The sequence below is a fragment of the Paraburkholderia aromaticivorans genome, assembly GCF_002278075.1.
GTDB lineage: Bacteria > Pseudomonadota > Gammaproteobacteria > Burkholderiales > Burkholderiaceae > Paraburkholderia > Paraburkholderia aromaticivorans.
In genome coordinates, this window is the sequence record NZ_CP022989.1 from 342,292 (window position 1) to 368,054 (window position 25,763).

Consider the following 25,763-nt stretch of genomic DNA (forward strand, 5'->3'; position numbering starts at 1 on the left):
ACACAAGACAAGGGCAAGCCGGCACCGGTCACGCCGACGCCGGGTTCTGCGCCGTCGCCAAGCCCCTCTTCGAGCCCAATGCCGACGCCAGTTCCAGCACCGGCGCCCGCGCCGACACCGAGCCCTGCTCCAATGCCGAGTCCGAGCCCGGCCCCGAGGCCCGTTCCGACACCGAGTCCCGCGCCGATGTCGAGCCCCAACCCGGCGCCAAGGCCCGTTCCGAGTCCGACTCCGAGTCCCGCCCCGACTCCGACACCGACTCCGACTCCGACTCCTACACCGACTCCTACGCCAACCCCAACCCCATCGCCGACGCCATCCCCCACGGCCGACATCAACACCGTCCCGATCACCGTCGCGCGGTGGACGGGCGACTACGCCAACCAGCCGTACGTCACCGTCACGATCTGCATCCCTGGCGTACAAGGCGCGAACCAATGCGCGACGATCGACCACATGCTGGTCGACACCGGCTCGGCAGGCGTGCGCGTGCTGGCGAGCGCACTGGGTCCGGCGCTCACAGGTCGCTTGCCCGCCCAGACCGGCGCCACCGACGATCCCACCAGCGCAGCGCCGATCGCCCAATGCGCGCAGTTTGCCTCGGGTTACGCGTGGGGGCCCATCAGGCGCGCCGACGTGACGATCGGCGGCAAGGCGGCCGGCAACCTGCCGATCCAGGTCATCGGCGACGGCGCGTATGTCACGCCTGCCGACTGCGCATCGGTGGGTCTCGGGAACATCGGCACGGTGACCGATCTAGGCGCCAACGGCGTGGTCGGCGTCGGTTCAGCGGTGCGCGACTTTCCGCTCGCGGCTCAAACGGCGTTATCGGCAACTTACTACTACTGCCCGTCCACGGGTTCGTGCAAAGGCACCCGCGTGCCGCTCGACACGCAGGTCATGAATCCAGTCGCCGCTTTCACATCGGACAACAACGGTACGATCATCCGTCTGCCCGCATTGCCGGCCGGCGGTCAGGCGAGCGCGACCGGCGAACTGGTGTTCGGCATCGGCACGCAGCAGAACAATCGGCTGCCGTCGGCGGCCCATATCATCCCGCTCGACAGCAACGGCTTCTTCACGACCACCTATAAAGGTGCGGTGTTCGCGAGAGGCGTGCTGGACAGCGGGTCGAACACGAACACTTTCCAGGATCGCGCGATCCCGTTCGACCCGTGGAGACGCTACACGCCACCGACTCCTCTCAGCTTGTCCGCTCTGCTCAAACCCGGCAGCGGCGCGACGGTGCCCGTGACGGTGCCGTTCCAGGTCGCCAACACGGCCGGCCTGATGAACGGCCCCTACGCCGCGCACGACGATCTTCCCGTCTACACATCGCTTTCCAGTTACTTCATCTGGGGCCTGCCCTTCTTCTTCGGCCGCGACGTATTCACCGGCTTGAACGGCGCGCAGATCGGCGCGCAGACCGGACCCTTCGTCGCGTTCTAGGCGCGACCACCTTGCACGTTTGATCGCCTCGCGTCAGTGAAGCCAGAGCACGGCGCATGCACAAAGGCGCGGCGGACATGCACCGCCGACGCCCGTTGGCGGATACGCGCGCTTCGTTGCGGCGCGGCACGCACCCGAACGAGGCGCGGGGTTCGATCCTGCACCAATTTTGCGCCGTAACACGCATCGGGCGGCGGCCCCCCAGCCGCGCCGCAGCATGCCATCCCCGTCCTTCAAGTCGAATTTACTGCATGGCATGTGGCTTGCAGTACACAAGCGGCAAGTCATGCGGGATAAGCCCTGCTGGCTGAAATCGACGCCCATAAACAGTCACCATCAATGGCAAGGGGATATACATGAAACGTCGCAGTCTGTTGAAGTTCGGCTCCATGTCGGGCGCGCTGGCGCTTGCTGGTCAGGTTCCGTTTGCCCACGCGCAGTCGGGCAGCGGCCCGATCAAGGTCGGTATCCTGCATTCGCTGTCGGGCACGATGGCGATCTCCGAAACCTCTCTCAAAGACACTGCGTTGATGACCATTGCGGACATCAACAAGAACGGCGGCGTGATGGGCCGTCAACTGGAGCCGGTGGTGGTCGACCCGGCGTCGAACTGGCCGCTCTTCGCTGAAAAAGCGCGTCAGCTGATCACGCAGGACAAGTGCGCCGTGGTGTTCGGCTGCTGGACTTCGGTGTCGCGCAAATCGGTGCTGCCGGTGTTCGAGGAACTGAACGGCCTGCTGTTCTACCCGGTGCAGTACGAAGGCGAGGAAATGTCGCGCAACGTGTTCTACACGGGCGCAGCGCCGAATCAGCAGGCGATTCCGGCGACCGAATACCTGATGAGCGCGGAAGGCGGCGGCGCCAAGCGCTTCTTCCTGCTGGGCACCGATTATGTGTACCCGCGCACGACCAACAAGATCCTGCGCGCGTTCCTCAAGTCGAAGGGCGTCCAGGAAGCCGACATTCAGGAGGTCTATACGCCGTTCGGCCACAGCGACTACCAGACCATCGTCGCGAACATCAAGACTTTCTCGCAAGGCGGCAAGACCGCGGTGATCTCGACGGTGAACGGCGACTCGAACGTGCCGTTCTACAAGGAGCTGGGCAACCAGGGGCTGAAGGCGTCGGACGTGCCCGTGGTCGCCTTCTCGGTCGGCGAGGAAGAACTGCGCGGCATCGATACGAAGCCGCTGGTCGGCAACCTCGCGGCGTGGAACTACTTCATGTCGCTGCGCAATCCGGCCAACGAAAAGTTCAAGAAACAATGGGCCGCATGGGTCGCGCAGAACAACCTGCCGGGCGGCACCAAGCGCGTGACCAACGACCCGATGGAAGCCACCTTCGTCGGCATCCATATGTGGAAGCAGGCGGTCGAGAAGGCCAAGAGCACCGAAGTCGACAAGGTGCGCGTGGCGATGGTCGGCCAGACCTTCGCGGCGCCCTCGGGTTTCACACTCGAAATGGACGGCAATCACCACCTGCACAAGCCGGTGATGATCGGTGAAGTGCGCGCCGACGGCCAGTTCAACGTGGTATGGCGGACCAAGACCGCGATTCGCGCGCAGCCGTGGAGCCCGTTCATTGCCGGCAATTCGAGCAAGCCGGACGTGGTCAGCTCGATCCCGGCGTTCCTGAAGCGCTCGCGCGTCGCCTGAGCGAACGGCGTGCCGTGACGGCGACGTCTGCCGGCATGGCACGCCGATGCAAGCCCGCGACAGGCGCGGCCACCGCGTCTGCGTTCGTGCCGTGATCCGGCGTCGCGACGCACGACTTTCGCGCGCAGCAACTCGACGGCGCGGCCGCGGCGCTTGCCCACATGCCGCGCCGCCCTGCCGGTTTTTCTTCAAAGGCCACCATGGCGTTCTCATTCCTCACATCCGCTCGAACACGGGCACGCACCCTGGCACGACGGCTCGCGCGGCGCGGCATAGCCGGCGCCGCGCTCGTGCTGCTCGCCGGAGCACCGCTCACCGCCTTCGCGCTGACGCAAGCCGATGTGGCGCCGCTTGCCGGCGACGACTTCGATGCGAAATCCGCGGCCATCGACAAACTGATCGCCAATCACGACAAGGAGTCGATGGCGGTGCTCAAGGCCCTGTCCGAAGACGGCGCGCTCGCCACCGATTCGGGCGCCGTGCTGCTGCAGGACGGCGACACCGCGAAGGACGCGGTCACCGGCAAGACCGTCGCCGCGGGCGATGCCCAGCCGGTCACGCTGAACAATCTGCTGCGCTCGAAAGTGGCCGGCGCGCTGTCGGGCCTGCAGCTCGATTCGCCGGACAAGGCGGCACGTGAAGCCGCGATCACCGCGCTGCTGCAGAACCCGGATCCGTCGATCAAACCGCTCGTCGACGCGGCTCGCGCAAAGGAAACCGATCCCGCGCTGAAGAAGCGCCTCGACACTTTGTGGGCGATGACCGCGCTGCACGACGCCGACCCCGCAAGGCGCCTCGAAGCCGTGCAACTGGTCGCCGCGCGACACGACCTCGACATGAACGAGCTGCTGCGGCCGATCGTCGCGAAGAAGCCGGACGGCACCTTCGTGGAAGCCGACGACCGCGTGCGCGCCGCCGCGCAAAGCGGCATCGACGAACTCGACGCGATCCAGCGCCGCAGCCAGATCGCCGGCACGCTGTTCGCGGGCCTCTCGCTTGGCAGCGTGCTGCTGCTCGCCGCGCTGGGCCTTGCCATCACCTATGGGTTGATCGGCGTGATCAACATGGCGCACGGCGAATTCCTGATGATCGGCGCGTACGCGACCTATGTCGTGCAGAACCTCTTTCAGCGTTTCGCGCCCGGCGCGTTCGACTGGTATCCGCTGCTCGCCATTCCGGCCTCGTTCGTCGCCGCGGGGCTGGTGGGCATCGTGCTCGAACGGCTGGTGCTGAAGCATCTGTACGGCCGCCCGCTCGAAACGCTGCTGACCACCTTCGGCGTCAGCCTGATCCTGATTCAGGCGACGCGCATGCTGTTCGGCGCGCAGAACGTGCAGGTGGTCAACCCGGCGTGGATGAGCGGCGGCGTCACCGTGCTGCCCAATCTGATCCTGCCGTACAACCGGCTCGCGATTCTCGCGTTCTCGCTGATCGTGGTCGGCATCGCGTGGGCTGTGCTCACCAAGACGCGGCTCGGCCTGTTCGTGCGCGCCGTGACGCAGAACCGGCGCATGGCGGCCTGTGTCGGCGTGAAGACCGCACGGGTCGATTCGTATGCGTTCGCGTTCGGCGCGGGCATCGCCGGTCTGGGTGGCTGTGCGCTCTCGCAGATCGGCAACGTCGGACCGGACCTCGGCCAGAGCTACATCATCGATTCGTTCATGGCCGTGGTGCTGGGCGGCGTCGGCCAGTTGGCCGGCACGGTAATCGGCGGCTTCGGCCTCGGACTCATCAGCAAGGCGATCGAACCGTTCTGGGGCGCGGTGCTCGCGAAGATCGCCGTGCTCGTGCTGATCGTGTTGTTCATCCAGAAGCGTCCGCAGGGCATGTTCGCCCTCAAGGGCCGTAGCGCGGAGGCATGAGATGACATCTGCAACTTCATCGGCTCACGTCGGCGCAAGCGGCGGCGGCGCGCTCGCCGGACGCGAAGCGCAAGCGGGTTTCGCGCTCGGCCTGCCGCCGCGCCCCGCGCTGCTGTCACGGCGGGCGTGGCTCGCGCTGATCGCGTTGATCATCGTCTTCGGCCTCGGCGTGCCGTTCGCAACGCTAGTCGTGCCGGAGACGAGCGCGCTGCATCTGTCGGCGTACGCGATGACGATCACCGGCAAGTTCATGTGCTACGCGATCGCGGCGTTGGCGCTCGATCTCGTATGGGGCTACTGCGGCATTCTGAGCCTGGGGCACGCGCTGTTCTTCGCGCTCGGCGGCTACGCGATCGGTATGTATCTGATGCGCTCGATCGGCCACGAAGGCAAATACGGCAGCGACCTGCCCGACTTCATGGTGTTTCTCGACTGGCATCACTTGCCCTGGTACTGGCAAGGCACGCAGCATCTCGGCTACGCACTGTTGCTGGTGGTGCTGGTGCCGGCGGTGGTCGCGTGGGTGTTCGGCTTCTTCACGTTCCGCTCGCGGGTGAAGGGCGTGTATCTGTCGATCATCACGCAGGCCATGACCTTCGCCGCGATGCTGCTGTTCTATCGCAACGAGACGGGCTTCGGCGGCAATAACGGCTTTACCGACTTCAAGCGCATTGGCGGCTTTCCCATCACGCATCCAGGCACGCGCACCGCGCTGCTGCTGATCACGTTCGCCGTGCTTATCCTCGCGTTCCTCGGCGCGCGCGCCATCGTCACCTCGAAGCTCGGCCGCGTGGTAACCGCGGTGCGCGACGGCGAAACGCGCCTGATGTTCCTCGGCTACAGCCCGCTCGCCTACAAGCTGTTCGTATGGACGGTGTCCGCCGTGTTGTGCGGCATTGCCGGCGCGCTGTACGTGCCGCAGGTCGGCATCATCAACCCGGGCGAGATGTCGCCGGGCAACTCGATCGAAATGGCGATCTGGGTTGCCGTGGGCGGACGCGGCACGCTGATCGGCCCGATCATCGGCGCGTTTGCCGTGAATGGCGCGAAGAGCTTCTTTACGGCGAACTTCCCTGAATACTGGCTGTTCTTTCTCGGTCTGATTTTCGTGCTGGTCCCGCTGTTCCTGCCGAACGGCATCATGGGGCTGATCGAACTCGTGACGCGCAAAAGGAACCGCTCATGAACGAAAACCCGATGGTTCCTGATCTGGCGTTACCGGAAGATCCCGCTGAAACCTCGTTGAGCGGTGTGGCGAGCATGGGCCGCGCGGTCGTGCCCGGCGAGATCGACGTGTCGCACGGCACGATCCTGTATCTCGAAGACGTGACCGTGAGCTTCGACGGTTTTCGTGCATTGAACGCGTTGACGCTGACGATCGACGCCGGCGAATTGCGCTGCATCATCGGTCCGAACGGCGCCGGCAAGACGACCATGATGGACGTCATTACCGGCAAGACCGAGCCGGATTCCGGCAAGGTGTTTCTCGGCCAGTCGATCGATCTGACGCGTATGAACGAGCCGTCCATCGCGCGTGCAGGCATTGGCCGCAAATTTCAGAAGCCCACGGTGTTCGAACAGCATCCCGTGTGGGAAAACCTCGAACTGGCGATGAAGGCCGACAAGGGTTGGTGGGCCTCGCTACGCGCGCGGCTCGACCGCGAGGCACAGGCGCGCATCGAAGAGACGCTGGCGTTGATCGGCCTCGAGAGCGAAGCGCGGCGTCTTGCCGGCGAACTGTCGCACGGCCAGAAGCAACGGCTCGAAATCGGCATGCTGCTGATGCAGCAACCGGCGCTGCTCCTGCTCGACGAGCCGGCCGCCGGCATGACCGACGACGAAACCATGCAGTTAGCCGAATTGCTCAATCATCTGCGCGGCACCTGTTCGATGATGGTCGTCGAGCACGATATGGAGTTCGTGGCGGCGCTATCAGGCTCGACCGGCAAGGTGACGGTGATGGCCGAAGGACGTGTGCTCGCGCACGGCACGCTCGACGAAGTGAAGCGCGATGAGACGGTCATCGAGTCTTATCTGGGCCGGTGAAGCGGGTCTCTCAAACGGGACGGTGAAACAAAGGGTCGAACGGACATGCTAGAAGTAGAAAACCTGAACCAGTACTACGGCGGCAGCCACATCCTGCGCGATGTGAAGCTCACCGTGCCCGACGGCAAACTCACTGTCCTGCTCGGCCGCAACGGCGTGGGAAAGACCACGTTGCTGCGCTGCCTGATGGGCGTGGTGCAAACGAAGAGCGGCTCGATCGCCTGGCGCGGCGCGGCGATCACCAAACTGCCGACCTACTCGCGCGTGGAAAAAGGCCTTGCTTATGTGCCGCAAGGCCGCGATATCTTTCCGCGGCTGACCGTCGAGGAAAATCTGCTGGTGGGCGCCGCCAGCAAGAAGGCGCCCAAGAAGATCCCGGATCGTATCTACGAACTGTTCCCAGTGTTAAAGGATATGCGCAGCCGGCGCGGCGGCGATCTCTCCGGCGGGCAGCAGCAACAGCTCGCCATTGGCCGCGCGTTGATGAGCGATCCCCAACTGTTGATTCTCGACGAGCCCACCGAGGGCATTCAGCCTTCGATCATTCAGGATATCGGCCGCACGCTGCGTCAACTGGTCGAGGAAATGGGCATGACGGTGCTGCTCGTCGAGCAGTATTACGACTTCGCCAAAGAGATCGCGGATCGGTATTGGGTGATGAGCCGCGGCGAGATCATCGCGGGCGGAGAAGGCGCCAATATGGATGCCGATGGCGTGCGCACGCTGATCGCCGTGTGAGCGGCGTCACGCACCGCGCGTGCTATTCTCGACGCATCCTGTGGCAGCGCGGTTGAGCGCTGTCTGACGTGCGCAGGCACGCTTTGCTGTTCTCCGTCTGGTCGCATTTCATTCGCATGTCGCTTCACGAAAATCACGCTACCCTCGCTATCGCGCAAGCCGGCGCACATTCGCAATGGCGCGCGCGCCTTGAACTCGGTTTTGTCAGGGATGGCGAGCGGACTACGCTCAAGCATCGGCTGCATGATGGGCCTTTGCGGGTTCAAAGGCCGCTCTATCCGGAAGGATATGGCGTTTGTCATGCGGTGATCGTGCATCCGCCTGGTGGGATCGCGGGCGGTGATGAGCTCGCTATCGATGTTGCGGTTGGCGACGCAGCGCATGCTGTCATTACCACGCCTGGGGCGACCAAGTGGTACAAGTCCAATGGGCGTGAAGCGCAACAGCGTATCGATGTGCGTGTCGGCGCGCGGGCGAAGCTCGATTGGCTGCCGCAAAACAATATCGTGTTCGATCAGGCTAATGCGAAGCTGGATTTTTCGTTGACCCTCGGCGAGGGTGCCACGGCTTTGGGATGGGATGCAACTCAACTCGGACGGCAGGCTGCCGGTGAGCGGTGGTCGGAGGGGAGCTTGCGTTCGCTGTCGCGGATCGTTGGCGCTGACGGCGAATTGCTTTGGCTCGAGCGGGCCAGCCTCTCGGCGAATGACTCGCTGCGCGATGCGGCTCAGGGGCTCGCCGGGTTTCCTGCTTATGGAACGCTTTGGGCGGTCGGCGCGGCTTGCGATGATGCGCTCGCTGAAGCGCTTACCGCTCAGTTGTCGTTTGATGGGTCGCTTAGAGGTGCGGCTTCTTGTGTGACCTCTGGGGTGGTGATCGTGCGCGCTGTCTCGCGGTCTATGGAGACGCTGCAGCGGGCTTTGACTCAGTGCTGGCTTCAGTTGCGGCCGGTTGTGCATGGGGTTGGGGCTCTGCCTTTGCGGATTTGGGCGACTTGAATTTGGTGGGTTTTTTTGGTTTTTGGCCTTTCCTTGATTTCTTAGTGGTCCATTAGCGTTGCCCCTGTGCGGGGCGGCACTCACTTTCTTTGCCGCCGCAAAGAAAGTAAGCAAAGAAAGCGGCTTTGAACCGCCAGCTTATAAGCGGGCCCCTCGCGCAGCCTCGGTAGTGGTGCATCTGGAATCTGGGTTCTCGCACATTCCCCGTCTGTGACACAGCAGTCATTCTTCCGGCGGCGCTGCGCGCGCCGTCGCGGTATTCGTGGATGCTTTCCTGCGGAAAGTGACCGCTCTCCTTTCACCGTCGTAAGACGCGTCGCGCACCAATTTGGCGCGTCGCGTTGCGTCAATTACGTGCGCCCGTTATTTCGTCGGCCGGCAGCCCATGCTGCACCGCCATGGCACATACCTTGCATCAAAATCCCCCACGATGCTGCCGCACCCTGACGGCAGCCGACCGGCTCGCTGCCACCACCTCCGCCACCTCCGCTCACAGAACATGACACGATCGACTCTCCGCCCCGCGCGTCGCGCCTGGCTCGCCGCATTGTTGCTCTCGCCCGTCCTCGCCATCCATGCGCCCGCCGCTCACGCGGACACCCTCGATAACATTGCCAAGGCCGGCGTGCTGAAAGTCGCCGTGCCGGAGGACTATCCGCCGTTCGGTTCGGTCGGCGCGGATATGAAACCGCAAGGCTACGATATCGACACCGCCGCCCTGCTCGCGAAGTCGATGAACGTGAAGCTCGAACTCGTCCCGGTCAACAGCGCCAACCGCATTCCGTATCTGCAAACGGGTAAGGTCGATCTGGTGATCTCGTCGCTCGGCAAGACGCCGGATCGCGAGAAGGTGATCGACTTCTCGAGCGCCTATGCGCCGTACTACCAGGGCGTGTTCGGTCCCGCCGATATCAAGGTCAGCGGCCCCGCCGATCTGACCGGCAAAACGGTCGGCGCAACCCGCGGCGCGCTGGAAGAAATCGGCCTCACGCAAATGGCGCCGAACGCGACCATCAAGCGCTTCGAGGACAACAACGCGACCATCGCCGCGTTCCTCTCGGGCCAGGTGCAGTTGATCGCCGCGGGCAATATCGTCGCGGCCGCGATCCTCGCGAAGAATCCGCCGCGTCGGCCGGAACCGAAGTTCGTGATCAAGAATTCGCCGTGCTTCGTCGGCATGAACAAGAACGAGCCGCGCCTGCAGCAGAAAGTGAACGCGGCCATCGCGCAGGCGAAGCAGGACGGCACGCTCAACACGATGTCGAAGAAGTGGTTCAGCGCACCGCTGCCGGCCGATCTGTAAGCGTGCCGTTAGGCGAAATTGATACCGTGACCGGCTTATCCGGCATTGCATTCGTCATGGACGCATCCCGTGCCTCGCACCTGATCGCGGCCATGACGCGCAGCGCCTATCATTGTCGCAGCCGGTCCCGACCAGGACCGCCGCCACAACCGTTGCAACCCTACGCACACATTCGATGAAGCTGACACCTCGCGAGAAGGACAAGCTGCTGATCTTCACCGCCGCGCTGCTTGCCGAACGGCGCCGCGCACGCGGCCTCAAACTGAACTACCCGGAAGCGATCGCCTTCATCACCGCCGAGCTGATGGAAGCGGCGCGCGACGGCAAGACCGTCGCCGAAGTGATGCACTACGGCACCACGCTGCTCACCCGTGACGACGTCATGGAAGGCGTGCCCGAGATGATCCCCGACATCCAGGTCGAAGCCACGTTCCCCGACGGCACCAAGCTCGTCACCGTTCACCACCCGATTCCTTAAACACGCAAGGCAGCCCAGATGATTCCCGGCGAATTCCTCATCGACGACGGCGAACACGAGCTCAACGCGGGCCGCGCCACCGTCACGGTGGTCGTGTCGAATACCGGCGACCGTCCGGTGCAGATCGGCTCGCACTACCACTTCTATGAAGTGAACGAAGCGCTCGCGTTCGATCGTGAAGCCGCGCGCGGCTTCCGGCTGAACATCGCGGCGGGCACCGCCGTGCGCTTCGAGCCCGGTCAGGAACGCACCGTCGAGCTGGTCGAACTGGCGGGCGAGCGCGTCGTCTACGGCTTCAACGGCAAGGTGATGGGCAAGCTGTGATGCCCCACCCTCTCGCGGCACGCGCCCAGACCGCCTTGCTCATTTCCGGACCCACACCATGACCTTACGCATTGGCCGCCGCGCATACGCGGAAATGTTCGGCCCCACCACCGGCGACCGCGTGCGCCTCGCCGACACCGAGTTGCTGATCGAAGTCGAGCGCGACTTCACCACCTACGGCGAAGAAGTGAAATTCGGCGGCGGCAAAGTGATTCGCGACGGCATGGGCCAGTCGCAACGCGTGCATGCCGAGGTGGTCGATACCGTCGTGACGAATGCGGTGATTCTCGATCACTGGGGCATCGTCAAGGCCGACATCGGCATCAAGAACGGCCGCATCGCCGCGATCGGCAAAGCGGGCAATCCCGACATCCAGCCGAACGTGACGATCGCGATCGGCGCGTCCACCGAGGTGATCGCGGGCGAAGGCCTGATCGTCACGGCGGGCGGCATCGATACGCACATTCACTTCATCAGCCCGCAGCAGATCGAAGAAGCGCTCGCGAGCGGCGTGACCACGATGCTCGGCGGCGGCACAGGTCCCGCCACCGGCACGAACGCAACCACCTGCACGCCGGGCCCGTGGCACCTCGAACGCATGCTGCAAGCGGCCGACGGTTATCCGATGAATCTCGGCTTTCTCGGCAAGGGCAACGTGAGCCAGCCGCAACCGGCGCTGGAGCAGATCGCCGCCGGCGCGATCGGGCTGAAGCTGCACGAGGACTGGGGCACGACGCCCGCCGCGATCGACAACTGCCTCTCGGTTGCCGACGATACCGACACGCAGGTCGCGATTCACACAGATACGCTGAACGAAGCAGGTTTCGTCGAAGCGACCGTGGCCGCGTTCAAGGGCCGCACGATTCACACGTATCACACGGAAGGCGCGGGCGGCGGCCACGCACCGGACATCATCAAGGTATGCGGCGAAGCGAACGTGCTGCCCTCCTCGACCAATCCGACGCGCCCGTACACCGTCAATACGCTCGAAGAGCATCTCGACATGCTGATGGTGTGCCACCACCTGGATCCGTCGATTGCGGAAGACATCGCTTTCGCGGAGTCGCGCATTCGCCGCGAGACCATCGCCGCCGAAGACATCCTGCATGACCTCGGCGCGCTGTCCATGCTGTCGTCGGACTCGCAGGCCATGGGCCGGGTGGGCGAAGTGATCATCCGCACGTGGCAGACGGCGCACAAGATGAAAGTGCAACGCGGCGCGCTGCCCGAAGACAACGCGCGGCACGACAACTTCCGCGCAAAGCGCTACGTCGCCAAATACACGATCAACCCGGCGATCACGCACGGCATCGCGCATGAAGTCGGCTCGATCGAGCCGGGCAAGTGGGCCGATCTGGTGTTCTGGGAGCCGGCGTTTTTCGGCATCAAGCCGTCGCTGATTCTCAAGGGCGGCATGATCGCGATGGCGCAGATGGGCGACCCGAACGCGTCGATCCCCACACCGCAGCCGGTGCACTATCGCGAGATGTTCGCGACGCGCGGCGGCGCATTGGGGCGCACGTCGCTCACCTTCGTCTCGCAGATGGCCGCGGACGCCGGCGTCGCCGAACGCTACGGCCTGAACAAGCGTATCGTTGCGGTCAGGAACTGCCGCAACATTTCGAAGGCGGACATGATCCACAACGCGTGGCGTCCGGCGATCAGCGTCGATCCGGAAACCTATCAGGTGATTGCCGACGGTCAGTTGCTGACCTGCGAACCGGCCACCGTGCTGCCGATGGCGCAACGCTACTTCCTGTTCTGACCATGCGTACCCTCGACAAACTGATTGCGCCGCATCTGAAGCTCGCGCCCGTGCTGGTGAAGCGCGCGCCGACCTTGACGCTGGCGTTCGACGACCGGCGCAAGAGCCGGCTCGCGGCGACGCTCGATAGCGGCGAAGAAGTCGCGCTGCTGTTGCCGCGCGGCACTGTTTTGCGTGACGGCGATGTGCTGGTTGCCGACGACGGCGGCCTCGTGCGCGTCGTCGCCGCGCCGGAAGCGGTGCTCTACGTGCGCGCGAAAGATGCGTTGACGTTGACTCGCGCCGCCTATCACCTCGGCAATCGCCATACGCCGGTGGAAGTCGGCGCGGACTATCTGAAGCTCGAATACGATCCGGTGCTGGCCGATATGCTCAAGCGCATCGGCGCAACGGTCGATCAGGTCTCGATGCCGTTCCAGCCGGAATCCGGCGCGTACGGCGGCGGTCATAAACATGGTCACGACGAAACCTTCGCCGAAGACTATGCGCTCGCGCAGCAGGTGTTCGGCGAGCATCATGGGCATGAGCATTCGCATGACCACGACCACGACCATGGGCATGGTCACGCGGCGCGTGAGCATGAGCGTGCGCATGCGCATGACCACGACCACGGCGATCACGTCCACGACGAATCGTGCGGCCACGGGCATCGCCACCATCATGCGCATCGCTGAACTAACGGCGTTGCTGCATCTTGCGTCGCCGGCGCTGCCGATCGGCGCGTTCAGCTACTCGCAGGGTCTCGAAGCCGCCATCGAAGCGCAACTGATCACCGATGCCGACTCCGCCCGCGCGTGGATCGCCAGCGGATTGACCGACGTGCTCGCGCACGGCGAACTGCCGTTCCTCGCGCATCAGATGGAACGCTGGCGCACGCATGACGCGCAAGGCTTGCGCGTTGCCAACAGCGAATTCCTCGCGAGCCGTGAGTCCGCGGAATTGCGCCGCGAAACGGAACAGATGGGCTGGTCGTTGCGGCAACTGTGCGCATCGCTGGAATGGGGCGATGCGGACCGGCGCGCGACGCTCGCTTCGATGACGCCGCTCGCGCAGCCCACCGCCTTCGCCTTCGCCGCCTATGCCCACGACGCAGCCGTCGACGCCGCCCTCGCCGCCTACGCCTTCAGCTGGGTCGAAAACCAGGCGGCCGCCGCATTGAAAGCCGTGCCGCTGGGACAGCTCGCCGGTCAACGCATCATCGTCGCGTTGCGCGAGCCAATCGACGCCGCCGTGACGCGCGCTCTCGCCACATCGCCCGAGAACATCAACACCTTCGCGCCGCAACTCGGCATTCTGTCGGCGCGTCACGAGTCGCAGTATTCGCGGCTCTTTCGCTCATAACACGATCCATCATGAACGCACCTCATCATCCCGCCCACTCGACCGTCCGCACCAAAAAACTGCCGCCGCTGCGCGTGGGCGTCGGCGGCCCGGTCGGCTCGGGCAAGACCACGTTGCTTGAAATGCTGTGCAAGGCGATGCGCGAACAGTACGACCTCGTCGCCATCACCAACGACATCTACACGAAGGAAGACCAGCGTCTCTTGACCGTGGCGGGCGCATTGCCGGCTGAACGGATCATGGGCGTCGAGACGGGCGGCTGCCCGCATACGGCGATCCGCGAAGACGCCTCGATCAATCTCGAAGCCGTCGACCGCATGCTCACGCGTTTTCCGGATGCGGATATCGTGTTTATCGAATCGGGCGGCGACAACCTCGCGGCGACCTTCAGTCCGGAACTGTCGGACTTGACGATCTACGTGATCGACGTGGCGGGCGGCGAGAAGATTCCGCGCAAAGGCGGCCCCGGCATTACGAAGTCCGATCTGCTCGTGATCAACAAGACGGACCTCGCGCCGATGGTCGGCGCGAATCTCGACGTGATGGCCTCGGACGCGAAGAAGATGCGCGGCGAGCGGCCCTTCGTGATGTCCAATCTGAAGGCGCTCGACGGGTTGGATGAAGTGGTGAAGTTTATCGAGAAGAAGGGGTTGTTGAAAGTTTGAGGGATGGGCGCAAGCCAGGCTTTCGCGCCCCCTGCCTCACTCCCCTTCCGGCAACAACGCCATCAACACATCCACGGTCCGCGCCGTCGCGCCGCGATGGCGCGCGGCGAACGCCGACGCGGCTCCGCCCATGGCCAGCCTTCGGGCCTTATCGCCGAACAACTCGCGCAATGCCCGCGCCAGATCGGCCGGATCCTGCACCTGCACGGCGGCGCCCGCCGCCACCGCATCCGCGGTGGCCTGCGTGAAGTTGAACACGTGCGGCCCGATCAGCACCGGCACACCGACCGCGCACGCTTCGATCAGATTCTGCCCGCCCAACGGCAGCAAGCTGCCGCCGATAAACGCCAGATCCGACGCTGCATAGTAAGCGCCCAATTCGCCCATCGAATCGCCCAGCAGCACGTTCACGCCCGCAGGCAACGCGGGCACACCGCCGCTCGCGTTCGCCGCCGACGCCACCCTCGCATCCGGCGCCCACGCCGAACGCCGTTCGAGCCGCAGCCCGGCCTTCTCGACCAGCCCAGCCACTTCGTTGAAACGTTGCGGATGGCGCGGCACCAGAATCAGCAGCGCTTCGTCGATGCCGAGCGCCGCGAACGCCTGCAGCACCAATTCCTCTTCGCCCTCGCGCGTGCTCGCCGCGACCCAGACCGGACGCGCGCCGATCGCCGCGCGCCACGCATGTCCGCGCGCCGCCAGCTCGGGCGGCGTGGACATGTCGAATTTCAGATTGCCGAGCACCGCCACGTTGCGCGCGCCGAGCGCGGTCAGCCGCTCGGCATCCGCCGGACTCTGCGCCAGCACACGCGCAAAGCCGCCGAACACGTCTTTGGTCGCATGGCCGAATTTCGCCGCGCGCCTGTACGAGCGCGCCGACATCCGCGCATTGGTCAGCACCAGCGGCACATCCGCGCGCCGGCATTCGTCGATCAGCGTCGGCCACACTTCGGTTTCCATCACGAGACCGAGCGACGGCCGCCACGTCCGCAAGAAGCGCCGCACCGCATGCGGCATGTCGTACGGCAGATAGCTGCGCAAAACACGGTCGCCGAAAATCTGCTCGCCGGTGGCGCGCCCGCTCGGCGTCATGTGGGTCAACAGAATGCGGGCGTCGGGACGCGCCTTCATCAGCGCGTCGATCAGCGGCTGCGCGGCGCGCGTTTCGCCCACCGACACCGCGTGCACCCAGATGAGCGGCGCACTGTCTTCAGGCAGCCGGCCGCGCGAATAACCGAACCGCTCGCCGATATGTTCGCGATAACCGCGTTCCTTGCGCGAGCGGATCAACAGACGCAATACGGCCAGCGGCGCGATGATCCACCACAGCGCTTGATAGATCGCCCTCAGCATCGGCGCTCCGCGTGGCTGAACGCGCGAACCGGCGCGCTGAGCGAAAGCGGCAAATGGGCTGCCCGCAATTGGACCGCGGCGCTCAAACCAGCGCCCTGCCCTTGAGGCGTTCGAGAATCCCGAGCGGCGCGCATTCGGGCTGCGCCATCGCCTTGACCGGCAGGAAAAAGGTCTGCTCCAGCATGAACTGGCCGGACATCACCGCGTGCGAAGTCTGATCCGAGAAACATACCCACACGCTGCCCGGCGGAAACGGCATGGTCTCCTGCGGGCTCGACTTCTGATAGTCGAGGTCGGCCTTCATGCCGTCGTGCAGATGCAGCATCAGATGGTCGTACTCGCTGCGCGGCGATTTAGTCACGTGCAGCAGATTCAGCAGCCAGGCCGAGCCCGGCATTTGCGGCTTGATGCGCGGCAGAAAGCGTTTGGCCATGTCCTCGAACGGTTCGCCGACGCGCCACACGCGCGGCGCGCCATGCGGATTGACGTTGGTGAACACGCGCAGAATGCGCTCGCCGTAATTCGGCCGCGAAGGAAAGGCGTCCACGTGCAGACGGCTATCGTCTTTGCGCCATGAGGTCTCGCGCGTTTCGACCTGATGCAGGCGCAGGCTGGTGGGCGCCACACGCAGTCTGCCGTTGTATTCGGGAAAGAGCCCGTCGACCAGCGTGCGCGCGTTGGCCTGATAACGCGCGATCAAGGCGCGCACCGCGGATTGCGTAACGGCGTCGCCGGCCACGCCGTGCAACGCGCCGCCGTTCGGTTCGAGGCTGATGTTCTTGCGGTTCGGATCGGCAAGCGCGGGGTCGAGCAGCGCCTGTTCGCCACCTTCGATCGCGAAGCGCAGATTCGGGAAATACAGCACTTTGCCGCGTTCGACGCCGGCGAGCAGCATCTCGCGCGGCACGGACAGGTTGCGCCCGTGCCAGTCGGCGTTCGCTACTTCGATGATCTGGGTTTCGTTCATGGTCGCCCTTGAAAACGGTTGGAGCGCAAGGCGAAGCGCCCCGGACGTATTACAGCAGGCCGAAGCCCGCGAGTGCCGACTTCACCTGTTGCAGCGTGGGCGGCTGTCCGGCCGTGCCGAGATTGACGACGTTCGGCGACCAGTAGCCGCCGGTGCGCCACGCGGTGGCGAAATTGTACAACTCGATGGTCGGGCGCTTCAGCGCCGCGGCGATGTGAACGAGACCTGTGTCAACTCCAACTGTCGCAGCCGCGCCTTCGATCAGGCCGACCACCGCCGGCAGCGAGAGTTTAGGCGGCACGATGGCCGCGGCGCCGAATTCTTTGGCGAGGCGCTCGCTGGTGGCGCGCTCTTCCTCACTGCCCCACGGCAGCACGATCGACGCCCCGCGCCGCACCAGCGACTGCCCCAGTTCGATCCACGCGGTATCCGGCCATTGCTTGTCGGCGCGCGAGGTGGCGTGCACGAACACCACGTACGGCACCGGCAGATTCAGATTCGCCTCGGACAACGCCAGCGCGGCCCGCCCGGTGTCGAGCCCGAAGTCGATGTCGTCGGTGGGTTGCGGCGGCGGGTCGTTCAGCGCCGCGGCCACCAGCTGGCGCGTGCGCTCTACCACATGCGTGCGCGGCTCGATCGGCACGCGCTTGCCGTAGAAGAAGCGCACCGGCCACTCGAAGCCCGCGCCCTCGGTGCGGTTGGCAAGGCCGACCAGCGGCCCGCGCGCCATGCTCGCGACCCACGCGGTCTTGATGAGCCCCTGGCAGTCGATCACGAGGTCGTAGTTTTCGGCGGCGAGCGCGCGGCGGAAGGCGCCGATCTCGCGCCAGTTGTCGAGCGACAGAATGCGCTTGCGCCAGCGCCGCAGCGACACGGGAATCGCCCGCCGCACACCGTTCACCAGTTGCACGAGCCCCACGAAGCTTTCTTCGACGAGCCAGTCGATCTGCGCCTCGGGATGGCGGCGCCGGATGTCGGCGATCACCGGCATGTTGTGAACGACGTCGCCCAATGACGACACCCTCACGATCAGTATCTTTTGCACGCTCAAGAGTGGGAAAACCGGCTATCCGGCCCGAAGATGCGTTGAGAGAGCCCCGAACCCGTCGCTGTGCGCCGGGCCCTCGGAAGGAGATGAGAAACTCGGCGTTTTCTCACGAGGACGGCAATTCTAGCGCGTTGCATGTGAATCGCATGAAAAAACGCGGCGCGGTAAGTGAAACCCGCGCCGCGTTCGACGACGGCGCCGGTTCATTTCGAACCGCGCCGCCGCTTCAGCGTTTAGAACGGCAGCTTCGCGTCAGCCTTCTCCGCGAGGATCACGCGGCGGAAGTCTTCCTGGATGCGTTTGAGCGCCGCGTCGTTATCGGCTTCGAACCGCATCACCACGACCGGCGTGGTGTTCGACGAACGCGCGAGACCGAAGCCGTCCGGATACTCGACGCGCAGGCCGTCGATCTTCACGACGTCGTCCGCGCCGGTGAACTTTGCGTTCTGCTGCAGGCGCGCGATCAGCTCGAAGTTCTCGCCTTCTTCGAGCTTCAGTTGCAGCTCAGGCGTGGAGTTCGAGTTCGGCAGCGCGTTCAGCAGCTTGCTCGGATCTTCCACACGCGTGAGGATTTCGAGCAGGCGCGCGCCCGTGTACAGGCCGTCGTCGAAACCGTACCAGCGGTCCTTGAAGAACACGTGGCCGCTCATTTCGCCGGCGAGCGGTGCGCCGGTTTCGCGCAGCTTCGCCTTGACGAGCGAGTGGCCGGTCTTCCACATGAGCGGCTCGCCGCCCTTGTCCTTCACCCACTTGGCGAGATTGCGCGTGCACTTGACGTCGTAAATGATCTGCGCGCCCTTGTTGCGCGACAGCACTTCTTCGGCGAACAGCATGAGCTGGCGGTCCGGATAGATGATCTGGCCGTCTTTGGTGACGACGCCGAGGCGGTCGCCGTCGCCGTCGAACGCGAAGCCGATTTCGGCGTCCGTTTCCTTCAGCGCGCGGATCACGTCCTGCAGGTTTTCCGGGTGAGCCGGGTCCGGGTGATGGTTCGGGAAGTTGCCGTCGATCTCGGTGAACAGCTCGACCAGTTCGCAGCCGAGCTTCTTGAACAGCTTCGGCGCGAGGCCGCCGGCCACGCCGTTGCCGGTGTCGACCACGATCTTGATGGGACGCGCGAGCTTGATGTCGCTCGCGATGCGATCGAGATAGGCGTCGGCGATGTCGTACTCGGTGTACGTGCCGCTGCCTGCCGAAAAGTTCTCGTCGACGATACGCTGATGCAGCGCGAGGATCTGCTCGCCGTAAATGGCCGCGCCGCGCAGGACCATCTTGAAGCCGTTGTAGTCCGGCGGATTATGACTACCCGTCACGACGATGCACGAATCGACGCGACGCTCGCCGCCGTCGAGCTGCAACGGCACGCTGGCCGCGAAGTAGCCGACCGGGGTGGGCACCATGCCCACGTTGACCACGTCGACGCCGGCCGCACGCAGACCGTCCGACAACGCCTGGACCAACTCGGGACCCGAGAGGCGGCCGTCACGCGCGACCACCACGGCGTCGCCGCCTTGCGCCCGCACTTCGCTGCCGAACGCGCGGCCGATCGAACGCGCCGCATCGGCGTCGAGCGTCTTGCCGATTACACCGCGAATGTCATATGCCTTGAAGATAGATTTGGAGATCATGTTGGCTCACTTGCGTGCAATGGAGAATTTTGACCGGCGCACCGCTGACAAATCGGTAAAACACAGCGATGCGCCCTTGCCGGAAGCGATCCGGTTCCAACTTATAATTGCGCTTTTCGGACCAGCCTTATAGCACCATTCTAATGCTTAGACGCCCTCCAATTGTAAAGTTGCCGATACACTCGGCTGGGTGGGCAAACGCGCACGCCGCGCCGCGCGGATCAGGGGCGCCGCGCGCGCTCACCGTGCCGTCGGCACGCCCGGCGCAAGCGGACCGGCGAGCGCCCACCGGATGCTGACGCTCAAACGCTTCGCCAATCCGGACGTCACGCGCGCCTTCAAGAATATTGTCTGGCTCGGGCTTGAGCGGCTCACGCAGATCGGCGTGGCAATCGTGATCAGCGGCATGCTGGCGCGCTACTTCGGGCCGGATATCTTCGGTAAATGGCAATACGCCAACACGCTGCTGCTGGTGCTCTCGCCCATTACGTGGGTGTGCGGCTCGGAGATTCTCGTGCCCACCATCGTCAACCGGCCGCCCGCGCAGCTCGGCACCGTGCTCGGCAGCGCCTTCGCGCTGCGCATCTCGGTGTCGGTCGCGGCCTTGCTGCTCACGTGGCTCGGCATCGCGCTGCATTTCTTCGAGCCGCTGGTCGGCGCCATGCTTGGCGGCCTCGCCGTGACCATGCTGTTTCGCGAGCCGTTCGTCGGCGTGATCAATGCGTGGCTGCAGAGCATGACCTACAGCAAGCCGCAGTTGCTCACCAGTATGAGCACCGCGGTATTGAAAGCCGCTCTGGTGTACCTGCTCGTGCGCGCGGCGGCCACGCCCGCGCGCTTCGGCTGGCTGTGGGCGCTCGAATCGGCGGCCATCGGCACCGTCCTCGTGATCTATTACGTGCGCCGGCACGGCGGCAAGCTCGGCTGGCATCTGGACCATGCGCTCTTCAGGCATTTCGCGAGCGCGGGCACCGTGTTCTGGCTCGGCCTGATCTGTATGTACCTGTTCCTGAAACTGGACCGGCTCATGCTCGAACGGGCCATCTCGTTCGCCGACCTCGGGCGCTATTCCGCCGCCCAGCAGTTGAACGAGAACTGGATCACGCTCGCGCTGATGCTCGCGCAGACCATTGCGCCCGCCTTCGTCTATCGCGTCCAGGACGCCGCCCAGTTGCGCCGCAATATGTGGCGGCTCACCGCCATGACCGCCGCGCTGATGGCGAGCGGCGCACTCGTGCTGGACCTGCTCGCCGGCCTGATCATTCGCCGCGTGTTCGGCCCGCAGTTCGAAGGCGCGATCGAGATTTTCCGCTGGGCCGTGTGGCTGTCCGTGCCGGCCGGCATCGAAGCGATCGGCAATCTCGTCGTGCTGAAATATCAGGCCAGGTTCGTGTTGCTCTCGAAGTGGCTGCTGGCGCTGGCCGTCGCGTTCGTGGTCAATCTGCTGGCGATTCCGCGGCTTGGCGCCTATGGCGCGCTGGTGGGCCTCGCGGCCGGTTATCTGGCGGCCGCGTCGGTTAATCTTTATTACATCCGTTTCAAATTGCGCCCATGACGAACTCACCCGCCACCGCGCAGATGACCCTCGACGACGTCGCGGTACTGATCCCCGCCTATAACGGCCAGGCCGACGTCGATCTCACGCTCGCGTCGTTCAGTGAAAGCGCGCCGGTGCATGTGCTGATCGTCGACGACGGCAGCACGCCGCCGATCGTCGCGCCGGCCATCCCCGGCATGAAGATCGAAGTGCTGCGCATGGCGCAGAACGGCGGCATTGAGCGCGCCTTGCAAACCGGCATCGACGCCCTTGCCCAGCGCGGCTTTCGCTATGCGGCGCGCATCGACGCGGGCGACCGCAGCGCGCCGCAGCGGCTCGCCAAACAACGCCTGTTCATGGAATTGCATCCCCGCGTGGCGGGCCTCGGCATGTGGACGCAAGTCGTCACCCGCGAAGGCAAACCGCTTTTCATGCTGACGCCGCCCGCCGAACCGAACGCGATCCGGCGCTTGCGCTTCTTTCGCTCATGCCTTGCGCATCCTTCGATGATGCTGCGCATCGACGCCGTGCGCGCGGTGGGCAACTACCGCGCCGAGTACCGCTCCGCCGAGGACCTCGACCTGTTCGTGCGTCTGATGGAACGCTACGACTGCGCGAACCTGCCGGAGCTCGGGCTCTATTACGAACTGAACGAAGGCGGTATCAGCGCCACCAAACGGCGCCGCCAGGTCAGCTCGACGCTGCGGCTGCAACTGCGCCACTTCAACGCCGCCAATATTTATGACTGGCTGGGCCTCGCCAAAAATCTGCTGCATCTGGTCACGCCTTACCGCGCGTTGCAACGGATCAAGCGCAGCCTGCTCGCGCCGCGCGCGAGCCGCTAAATCATTCACCACCCCATTCACCGCCGAGTTCGATCCCGCATGAAGCCTGCCTTGAAGTCGACGCCCGCGTTGCGCATTACACTCGTCTGTAACACCGCCTGGGCAATCTATACGTACCGGCAAGGTCTGATCCGCATGCTGGTCGGACGCGGCGTCGACGTGACGGTGCTTGCGCCGCGCGACCGCACGTTCGAACTGCTCGCCGCGATGGGCTGCCGCTGCATCGAATTGCCGGTGGCGTCCAAAGGCACCAATCCGCGCGACGACCTGCGCACGTTGTGCGCGCTCTACCGGCAGTACCGGACGATCCGCCCGCACGTGGTGTTCCATTACACGATCAAGCCGAATATCTACGGATCGATCGCCGCGAAGCTGGCGGGCGTGCAATCGGTTGCGGTCACAACCGGATTGGGCTACGTGTTCATCCAGCACAGCCGCGCGGCTCAGGTGGCCAAGAAACTGTATCGTTTCGCGTTCCGTTTCCCGCGCGAAATATGGTTTTTGAATCGCGACGATCAGTCTGCATTTGTCGAACAGAATTTGTTGGTGCATCCTGAGCGCGCGAGGTTGATGCACGGTGAAGGCGTGGACCTCGCGCAGTTCGCCTTCACGCCGTTGCCCGAGCGGGCGGATTACCGCTTCGTGCTGATCGGGCGGCTGTTGTGGGACAAAGGCGTGGGCGAATACGTCGAGGCCGCGCGGCGTGTGCGTGAACGTTATCCGCACGCCCGGTTCCAACTGCTCGGTCCGGTGGGCGTCGACAACCCCAGCGCGATCACGCGCGCGGAGGTGGCGGCGTGGGAGCGAGAAGGCACAATCGAGTATCTTGGGGAGGCGCACGACGTGCGGCCTTTCATCGCCGAAGCGGATTGTGTCGTCCTGCCGTCGTATCGCGAAGGCGTGCCGCGCACGCTGATGGAAGCCTCGGCAATGGGACGGCCCATTGTCACGACCGACGTGCCGGGTTGCCGCGAAGTGGTGGCGGACGGCGTCAACGGATTGCTGTGCGAGGCGCGCAATGCAGAAAGCCTCGCGGCCACGCTGGCGCGCATGCTCGACATGAGCGGCGCCGAGCGCCGGGCCATGGCAGAACGCGGCCGGCAGAAAGTCGCGGAAGAATTCGACGAGCGCGTGGTCGTCGAAACGTATAAGGACCTGGTGCAAAAAATGACGGGCGTTTTACTTTAACGGAGCAACAGCATGACCACGAAGGGCACGATTCTGGTAACGGGCGGCGCGGGCTTTATCGGCTCGCACACCTGTGTCGAACTGCTGAACGGCGGTTACGACGTCGTGGTAATCGACAATCTCGTGAACAGCAACCGCGAGTCGCTGCGGCGCGTAGAAAAAATCACCGGCAAGGCGGTGAACTTTTATGAGGCCGACGCCCGCGACACAGCGGCGCTCAACCGTATTTTCGACGCTCATCCGATCACGGGCGCGATCCACTTTGCCGCGCTGAAGGCGGTGGGCGAGTCGGTGGCCAAACCGATCGAGTACTACAGCAACAACGTCGGCAGCCTGCTGAGCCTGCTCGGCGTGATGCGCGAGCGGAACGTCAAGCAGTTCGTGTTCAGTTCGTCGGCGACCGTGTACGGCGTGCCGAAGAGCTCGCCGATCGACGAATCGTTCCCGCTGTCGGCCACCAATCCGTATGGCCAGTCGAAGCTGATCGCCGAGCAGGTGCTGCGCGATCTGGAAGTGGCCGATCCGTCGTGGCGCATTGCCACGCTGCGCTACTTCAATCCGGTCGGCGCGCACGAGAGCGGCCTGATCGGTGAAGATCCCGCCGGCATTCCCAATAACCTGATGCCGTATGTCGCGCAGGTCGCGGTCGGCAAGCTCGAGAAGCTGAGCGTGTTCGGCGGCGATTACGACACGCCGGACGGCACCGGCGTGCGCGACTATATCCACGTCGTCGATCTGGCGCGTGGTCATCTGGCCGCGCTCGACGCGCTGGTCAGGCGCGACGCGAGCTTCGTGGTGAACCTCGGCACGGGCCAGGGCTATAGCGTGATCGACGTGGTCAAGGCCTTCGAGAAAGCCGCCGGCCGGCCGGTGCCCTACGAGATCGTGGCGCGCCGCCCGGGGGATGTCGCCTCGTGTTTTGCCGACCCGGCCGCCGCCGAGAAGATCATCGGCTGGCGCGCGCAGTTCGGTATCGAGCGGATGTGCGCGGATCACTGGCGCTGGCAGTCCACCAATCCGCAAGGCTTCGCGTGAGTGAAGTGAAGTGAAAGTCGACGGCGGCACGAAGGCGTCGCCAGGCAGGAACGCCGCCGCCGTCGATTGAGGGATTGCACCAAGCGGGTAATTCCGAATATTACTAACCCTTTACAGTTTCCTATACTGGCTCACCGTCAGACGGTCAGGCTTCCTAAGAACGTTCGAATCGGCGTGCACGGGCCCGCATCGAGGCGTCGTGCAAAAAAAGACATGCTACGGAGACAGTCATGCGAATTCGCTTGAAGAGCGTAGTGGGCGCGCTCGCGCTTTGTGCCCTCACCAATCTCAGCTACGCGGCGGATCCGATCAAGATCGGCGTCGATGGACCGTTCACCGGTGGCTCGTCGTCGATGGGCGTGAGCATGCGCGACGGCGTGCGCCTCGCCACCGCCGAGATCAACAAAGCCGGCGGCGTGCTGGGCCGCCAGCTCGTGCTGGTGGAACGCGACGACGAAGCGAAAAACGAACGCGGCGTGCAGATCGCGCAAGAGCTGATCAACAAGGAAAAAGTCGTGGCGGTGGTCGGTTACATCAACACCGGCGTCGCGCTCGCCTCGCAGCGCTTCTTCCAGGAAGCGAAGATTCCCGTCTTCAACAACGTCGCGACGGGTAGCATCGTGACGAAGCAGTTCACCGACCAGCCGGACAATTACGTCTTCCGCAATGCCGCCGCGGACCGCATCCAGGCGCCGATGATCGTCGAAGAGGCGGTAACGAAGCGCGGATTCAAGAAGGTCGCGATTCTCGCCGACTCGACCAACTACGGTCAGCTCGGCCGCGAAGATCTGGAAAAGGCGCTCGCCGCCAAGGGCGTGAAACCCGTCGCCGTCGAGAAATTCAATATCAAGGACGTCGACATGACCGCGCAGCTGCTCAAGGCCAAAGAGGCCGGGGCCGAAGCGGTGCTGACGTACGGCATCGGACCGGAACTCGCGCAGATTGCCAACGGCATGGCCAAGCTCGGCTGGAAAGTGCCGCTGATCGGCAGCTGGACACTCTCGATGGCGAACTACATCGACAACGCGAGCACCAACGGCGAAGGCGCGCGCATGCCGCAGACCTTCATTCAGGAAGCGAACACGCCTAAGCGCAAAGCCTTCATCGACGCGTACCTGAAGGAATTCAAGCCGAAGAACAATCGCATCGACTCGCCGGTTTCCGCCGCGCAAGGTTACGACTCGGTCTATCTGCTGGCCGCCGCGATTACGCAAGCCGGCTCGACCGAGGGTCCGAAAGTGCGCGCCGCGCTCGAAAACCTCAATACCAAGGTGGAAGGCGTCGTGATGGTCTACGACAAGCCGTTCACCCACGACGACCATGAAGCGATCAGCCCGAACGTGCCGGTGGTCGGCGAGGTCAAGGGCGGCCGCGTGGTGTACGCGTACGAAGCGGACCGCAAAGGCGGCAGCCAGTTGCGCACCAAGCAGGCAAGCGCCACGAATTGAGCGTGACATAAACGCATCAGCTTGCCACGGAGCCGCACCCGTCTGAAGGCGGGCGCGGCTTTGCTTCATATCCGGTGAATTCCAGGGCGC

At 64.5% G+C, this 25,763-nt stretch carries 23 protein-coding genes; 19 read left to right on the forward strand and 4 right to left on the reverse strand.

Annotation, left to right across the window (positions count from 1 at the left end):
- The first annotated feature begins 186 nt into the window (after positions 1 to 186).
- The 14 genes from CJU94_RS01495 (at position 187) to ureG (ending at position 14,624) form a co-directional block, all read left to right on the forward strand.
- Positions 187 to 1,449 (forward strand): DUF3443 domain-containing protein, encoded by a 1,263-nt coding sequence (locus tag CJU94_RS01495; RefSeq protein ID WP_244220894.1) that lies wholly within the window; start codon positions 187 to 189, stop codon positions 1,447 to 1,449.
- 356 nt (positions 1,450 to 1,805) lie between these two features.
- A complete protein-coding gene (gene urtA, locus CJU94_RS01500; RefSeq protein WP_091796478.1) occupies positions 1,806 to 3,104 on the forward strand; it encodes an urea ABC transporter substrate-binding protein in 1,299 nt (432 codons plus the stop codon).
- A gap of 200 nt (positions 3,105 to 3,304) precedes the next feature.
- Positions 3,305 to 4,966, forward strand: coding sequence for an urea ABC transporter permease subunit UrtB (gene urtB, locus CJU94_RS01505; RefSeq protein WP_095420169.1), 1,662 nt, complete (start codon positions 3,305 to 3,307; stop codon positions 4,964 to 4,966).
- A gap of 1 nt (position 4,967) precedes the next feature.
- Positions 4,968 to 6,152, forward strand: a complete 1,185-nt coding sequence (gene urtC, locus CJU94_RS01510) for an urea ABC transporter permease subunit UrtC (RefSeq protein WP_095417257.1) — start codon at positions 4,968 to 4,970, stop codon at positions 6,150 to 6,152.
- On the forward strand, positions 6,149 to 7,012 hold the full coding sequence (gene urtD, locus CJU94_RS01515; RefSeq protein WP_091796480.1) for an urea ABC transporter ATP-binding protein UrtD: 864 nt from the start codon (positions 6,149 to 6,151) through the stop codon (positions 7,010 to 7,012). The genes urtC and urtD overlap by 4 nt, the downstream gene beginning before the upstream one ends.
- Positions 7,013 to 7,057: 45 nt before the next feature.
- Complete coding sequence (gene urtE / locus CJU94_RS01520) at positions 7,058 to 7,750, forward strand: urea ABC transporter ATP-binding subunit UrtE (RefSeq protein WP_095417258.1); 693 nt, start codon at positions 7,058 to 7,060, stop codon at positions 7,748 to 7,750.
- A gap of 116 nt (positions 7,751 to 7,866) precedes the next feature.
- On the forward strand, positions 7,867 to 8,748 hold the full coding sequence (locus CJU94_RS01525) for an urease accessory protein UreD (protein WP_095420170.1): 882 nt from the start codon (positions 7,867 to 7,869) through the stop codon (positions 8,746 to 8,748).
- A gap of 499 nt (positions 8,749 to 9,247) precedes the next feature.
- Entirely contained in the window at positions 9,248 to 10,051 is an 804-nt protein-coding gene (locus CJU94_RS01530; protein ID WP_095417259.1) for a transporter substrate-binding domain-containing protein, read from the forward strand.
- Positions 10,052 to 10,226: 175 nt separating this feature from the next.
- Positions 10,227 to 10,529, forward strand: a complete 303-nt coding sequence (gene ureA / locus CJU94_RS01535; RefSeq protein WP_095417260.1) for an urease subunit gamma — start codon at positions 10,227 to 10,229, stop codon at positions 10,527 to 10,529.
- Between the two features lie 18 nt (positions 10,530 to 10,547).
- Complete coding sequence (locus CJU94_RS01540) at positions 10,548 to 10,853, forward strand: urease subunit beta (RefSeq protein ID WP_095417261.1); 306 nt, start codon at positions 10,548 to 10,550, stop codon at positions 10,851 to 10,853.
- 58 nt (positions 10,854 to 10,911) lie between these two features.
- On the forward strand, positions 10,912 to 12,618 hold the full coding sequence (gene ureC, locus CJU94_RS01545; protein ID WP_095417262.1) for an urease subunit alpha: 1,707 nt from the start codon (positions 10,912 to 10,914) through the stop codon (positions 12,616 to 12,618).
- Positions 12,619 to 12,620: 2 nt separating this feature from the next.
- A complete protein-coding gene (gene ureE, locus CJU94_RS01550; protein WP_095417263.1) occupies positions 12,621 to 13,292 on the forward strand; it encodes an urease accessory protein UreE in 672 nt (223 codons plus the stop codon).
- Positions 13,279 to 13,959 (forward strand): urease accessory protein UreF, encoded by a 681-nt coding sequence (locus CJU94_RS01555; RefSeq protein ID WP_095420171.1) that lies wholly within the window; start codon positions 13,279 to 13,281, stop codon positions 13,957 to 13,959. Before ureE ends, CJU94_RS01555 begins: the two co-directional genes overlap by 14 nt.
- A gap of 11 nt (positions 13,960 to 13,970) precedes the next feature.
- On the forward strand, positions 13,971 to 14,624 hold the full coding sequence (gene ureG, locus CJU94_RS01560) for an urease accessory protein UreG (protein ID WP_095417264.1): 654 nt from the start codon (positions 13,971 to 13,973) through the stop codon (positions 14,622 to 14,624).
- Between the two features lie 36 nt (positions 14,625 to 14,660).
- Here the strand turns inward: ureG and waaA are convergent, their stop codons facing one another.
- The 4 genes from waaA to CJU94_RS01580 form a co-directional block, all read right to left on the reverse strand.
- Complete coding sequence (gene waaA / locus CJU94_RS01565) at positions 14,661 to 15,977, reverse strand: lipid IV(A) 3-deoxy-D-manno-octulosonic acid transferase (RefSeq protein ID WP_095417265.1); 1,317 nt, start codon at positions 15,975 to 15,977, stop codon at positions 14,661 to 14,663.
- An 82-nt stretch (positions 15,978 to 16,059) separates the two neighbouring features.
- Positions 16,060 to 16,944 (reverse strand): Kdo hydroxylase KdoO, encoded by an 885-nt coding sequence (gene kdoO, locus CJU94_RS01570; protein ID WP_095417266.1) that lies wholly within the window; start codon positions 16,942 to 16,944, stop codon positions 16,060 to 16,062.
- Positions 16,945 to 16,993: 49 nt separating this feature from the next.
- Positions 16,994 to 17,995: a lipopolysaccharide heptosyltransferase I gene (gene waaC, locus CJU94_RS01575; RefSeq protein WP_095417267.1), complete on the reverse strand. Its 1,002-nt coding sequence runs from the start codon at positions 17,993 to 17,995 to the stop codon at positions 16,994 to 16,996.
- Positions 17,996 to 18,225: 230 nt separating this feature from the next.
- Positions 18,226 to 19,620, reverse strand: a complete 1,395-nt coding sequence (locus tag CJU94_RS01580; RefSeq protein WP_095417268.1) for a phosphomannomutase/phosphoglucomutase — start codon at positions 19,618 to 19,620, stop codon at positions 18,226 to 18,228.
- A 292-nt stretch (positions 19,621 to 19,912) separates the two neighbouring features.
- On the opposite strand from CJU94_RS01580, the gene CJU94_RS01585 reads away from it, so the two are divergent.
- From CJU94_RS01585 to CJU94_RS01605, 5 genes are all read left to right on the forward strand, one after another.
- Positions 19,913 to 21,175 (forward strand): oligosaccharide flippase family protein, encoded by a 1,263-nt coding sequence (locus CJU94_RS01585; RefSeq protein WP_095417269.1) that lies wholly within the window; start codon positions 19,913 to 19,915, stop codon positions 21,173 to 21,175.
- Positions 21,172 to 22,002, forward strand: a complete 831-nt coding sequence (locus tag CJU94_RS01590) for a glycosyltransferase (RefSeq protein ID WP_095417270.1) — start codon at positions 21,172 to 21,174, stop codon at positions 22,000 to 22,002. Before CJU94_RS01585 ends, CJU94_RS01590 begins: the two co-directional genes overlap by 4 nt.
- A 39-nt stretch (positions 22,003 to 22,041) precedes the next feature.
- Positions 22,042 to 23,190: a glycosyltransferase family 4 protein gene (locus tag CJU94_RS01595; protein WP_095417271.1), complete on the forward strand. Its 1,149-nt coding sequence runs from the start codon at positions 22,042 to 22,044 to the stop codon at positions 23,188 to 23,190.
- 12 nt (positions 23,191 to 23,202) lie between these two features.
- Positions 23,203 to 24,225 carry a UDP-glucose 4-epimerase GalE gene (galE, locus tag CJU94_RS01600; RefSeq protein ID WP_095417272.1) on the forward strand — a complete coding sequence of 341 codons (1,023 nt, stop codon included), beginning with the start codon at positions 23,203 to 23,205 and terminating at the stop codon, positions 24,223 to 24,225.
- A gap of 230 nt (positions 24,226 to 24,455) precedes the next feature.
- On the forward strand, positions 24,456 to 25,673 hold the full coding sequence (locus tag CJU94_RS01605; protein WP_095417273.1) for an ABC transporter substrate-binding protein: 1,218 nt from the start codon (positions 24,456 to 24,458) through the stop codon (positions 25,671 to 25,673).
- The last annotated feature ends 90 nt before the right edge of the window (positions 25,674 to 25,763 follow it).

What these genes read in the sequence shown, in the direction of transcription:
- CJU94_RS01495 (WP_244220894.1), top strand. Translation starts at nt 187, where the DNA reads ATGTCGAGCCCCAACCCGGCGCCAAGGCCCGTTCCGAGTCCGACTCCG.
- urtA (WP_091796478.1), top strand. Translation starts at nt 1,806, where the DNA reads ATGAAACGTCGCAGTCTGTTGAAGTTCGGCTCCATGTCGGGCGCGCTG.
- urtB (WP_095420169.1), top strand. Translation starts at nt 3,305, where the DNA reads ATGGCGTTCTCATTCCTCACATCCGCTCGAACACGGGCACGCACCCTG.
- urtC (WP_095417257.1), top strand. Translation starts at nt 4,968, where the DNA reads ATGACATCTGCAACTTCATCGGCTCACGTCGGCGCAAGCGGCGGCGGC.
- urtD (WP_091796480.1), top strand. Translation starts at nt 6,149, where the DNA reads ATGAACGAAAACCCGATGGTTCCTGATCTGGCGTTACCGGAAGATCCC.
- urtE (WP_095417258.1), top strand. Translation starts at nt 7,058, where the DNA reads ATGCTAGAAGTAGAAAACCTGAACCAGTACTACGGCGGCAGCCACATC.
- CJU94_RS01525 (WP_095420170.1), top strand. Translation starts at nt 7,867, where the DNA reads ATGTCGCTTCACGAAAATCACGCTACCCTCGCTATCGCGCAAGCCGGC.
- CJU94_RS01530 (WP_095417259.1), top strand. Translation starts at nt 9,248, where the DNA reads ATGACACGATCGACTCTCCGCCCCGCGCGTCGCGCCTGGCTCGCCGCA.
- ureA (WP_095417260.1), top strand. Translation starts at nt 10,227, where the DNA reads ATGAAGCTGACACCTCGCGAGAAGGACAAGCTGCTGATCTTCACCGCC.
- CJU94_RS01540 (WP_095417261.1), top strand. Translation starts at nt 10,548, where the DNA reads ATGATTCCCGGCGAATTCCTCATCGACGACGGCGAACACGAGCTCAAC.
- ureC (WP_095417262.1), top strand. Translation starts at nt 10,912, where the DNA reads ATGACCTTACGCATTGGCCGCCGCGCATACGCGGAAATGTTCGGCCCC.
- ureE (WP_095417263.1), top strand. Translation starts at nt 12,621, where the DNA reads ATGCGTACCCTCGACAAACTGATTGCGCCGCATCTGAAGCTCGCGCCC.
- CJU94_RS01555 (WP_095420171.1), top strand. Translation starts at nt 13,279, where the DNA reads ATGCGCATCGCTGAACTAACGGCGTTGCTGCATCTTGCGTCGCCGGCG.
- ureG (WP_095417264.1), top strand. Translation starts at nt 13,971, where the DNA reads ATGAACGCACCTCATCATCCCGCCCACTCGACCGTCCGCACCAAAAAA.
- waaA (WP_095417265.1), bottom strand. Translation starts at nt 15,977, where the DNA reads ATGCTGAGGGCGATCTATCAAGCGCTGTGGTGGATCATCGCGCCGCTG.
- kdoO (WP_095417266.1), bottom strand. Translation starts at nt 16,944, where the DNA reads ATGAACGAAACCCAGATCATCGAAGTAGCGAACGCCGACTGGCACGGG.
- CJU94_RS01580 (WP_095417268.1), bottom strand. Translation starts at nt 19,620, where the DNA reads ATGATCTCCAAATCTATCTTCAAGGCATATGACATTCGCGGTGTAATC.
- CJU94_RS01585 (WP_095417269.1), top strand. Translation starts at nt 19,913, where the DNA reads ATGCTGACGCTCAAACGCTTCGCCAATCCGGACGTCACGCGCGCCTTC.
- CJU94_RS01590 (WP_095417270.1), top strand. Translation starts at nt 21,172, where the DNA reads ATGACGAACTCACCCGCCACCGCGCAGATGACCCTCGACGACGTCGCG.
- CJU94_RS01595 (WP_095417271.1), top strand. Translation starts at nt 22,042, where the DNA reads ATGAAGCCTGCCTTGAAGTCGACGCCCGCGTTGCGCATTACACTCGTC.
- galE (WP_095417272.1), top strand. Translation starts at nt 23,203, where the DNA reads ATGACCACGAAGGGCACGATTCTGGTAACGGGCGGCGCGGGCTTTATC.
- CJU94_RS01605 (WP_095417273.1), top strand. Translation starts at nt 24,456, where the DNA reads ATGCGAATTCGCTTGAAGAGCGTAGTGGGCGCGCTCGCGCTTTGTGCC.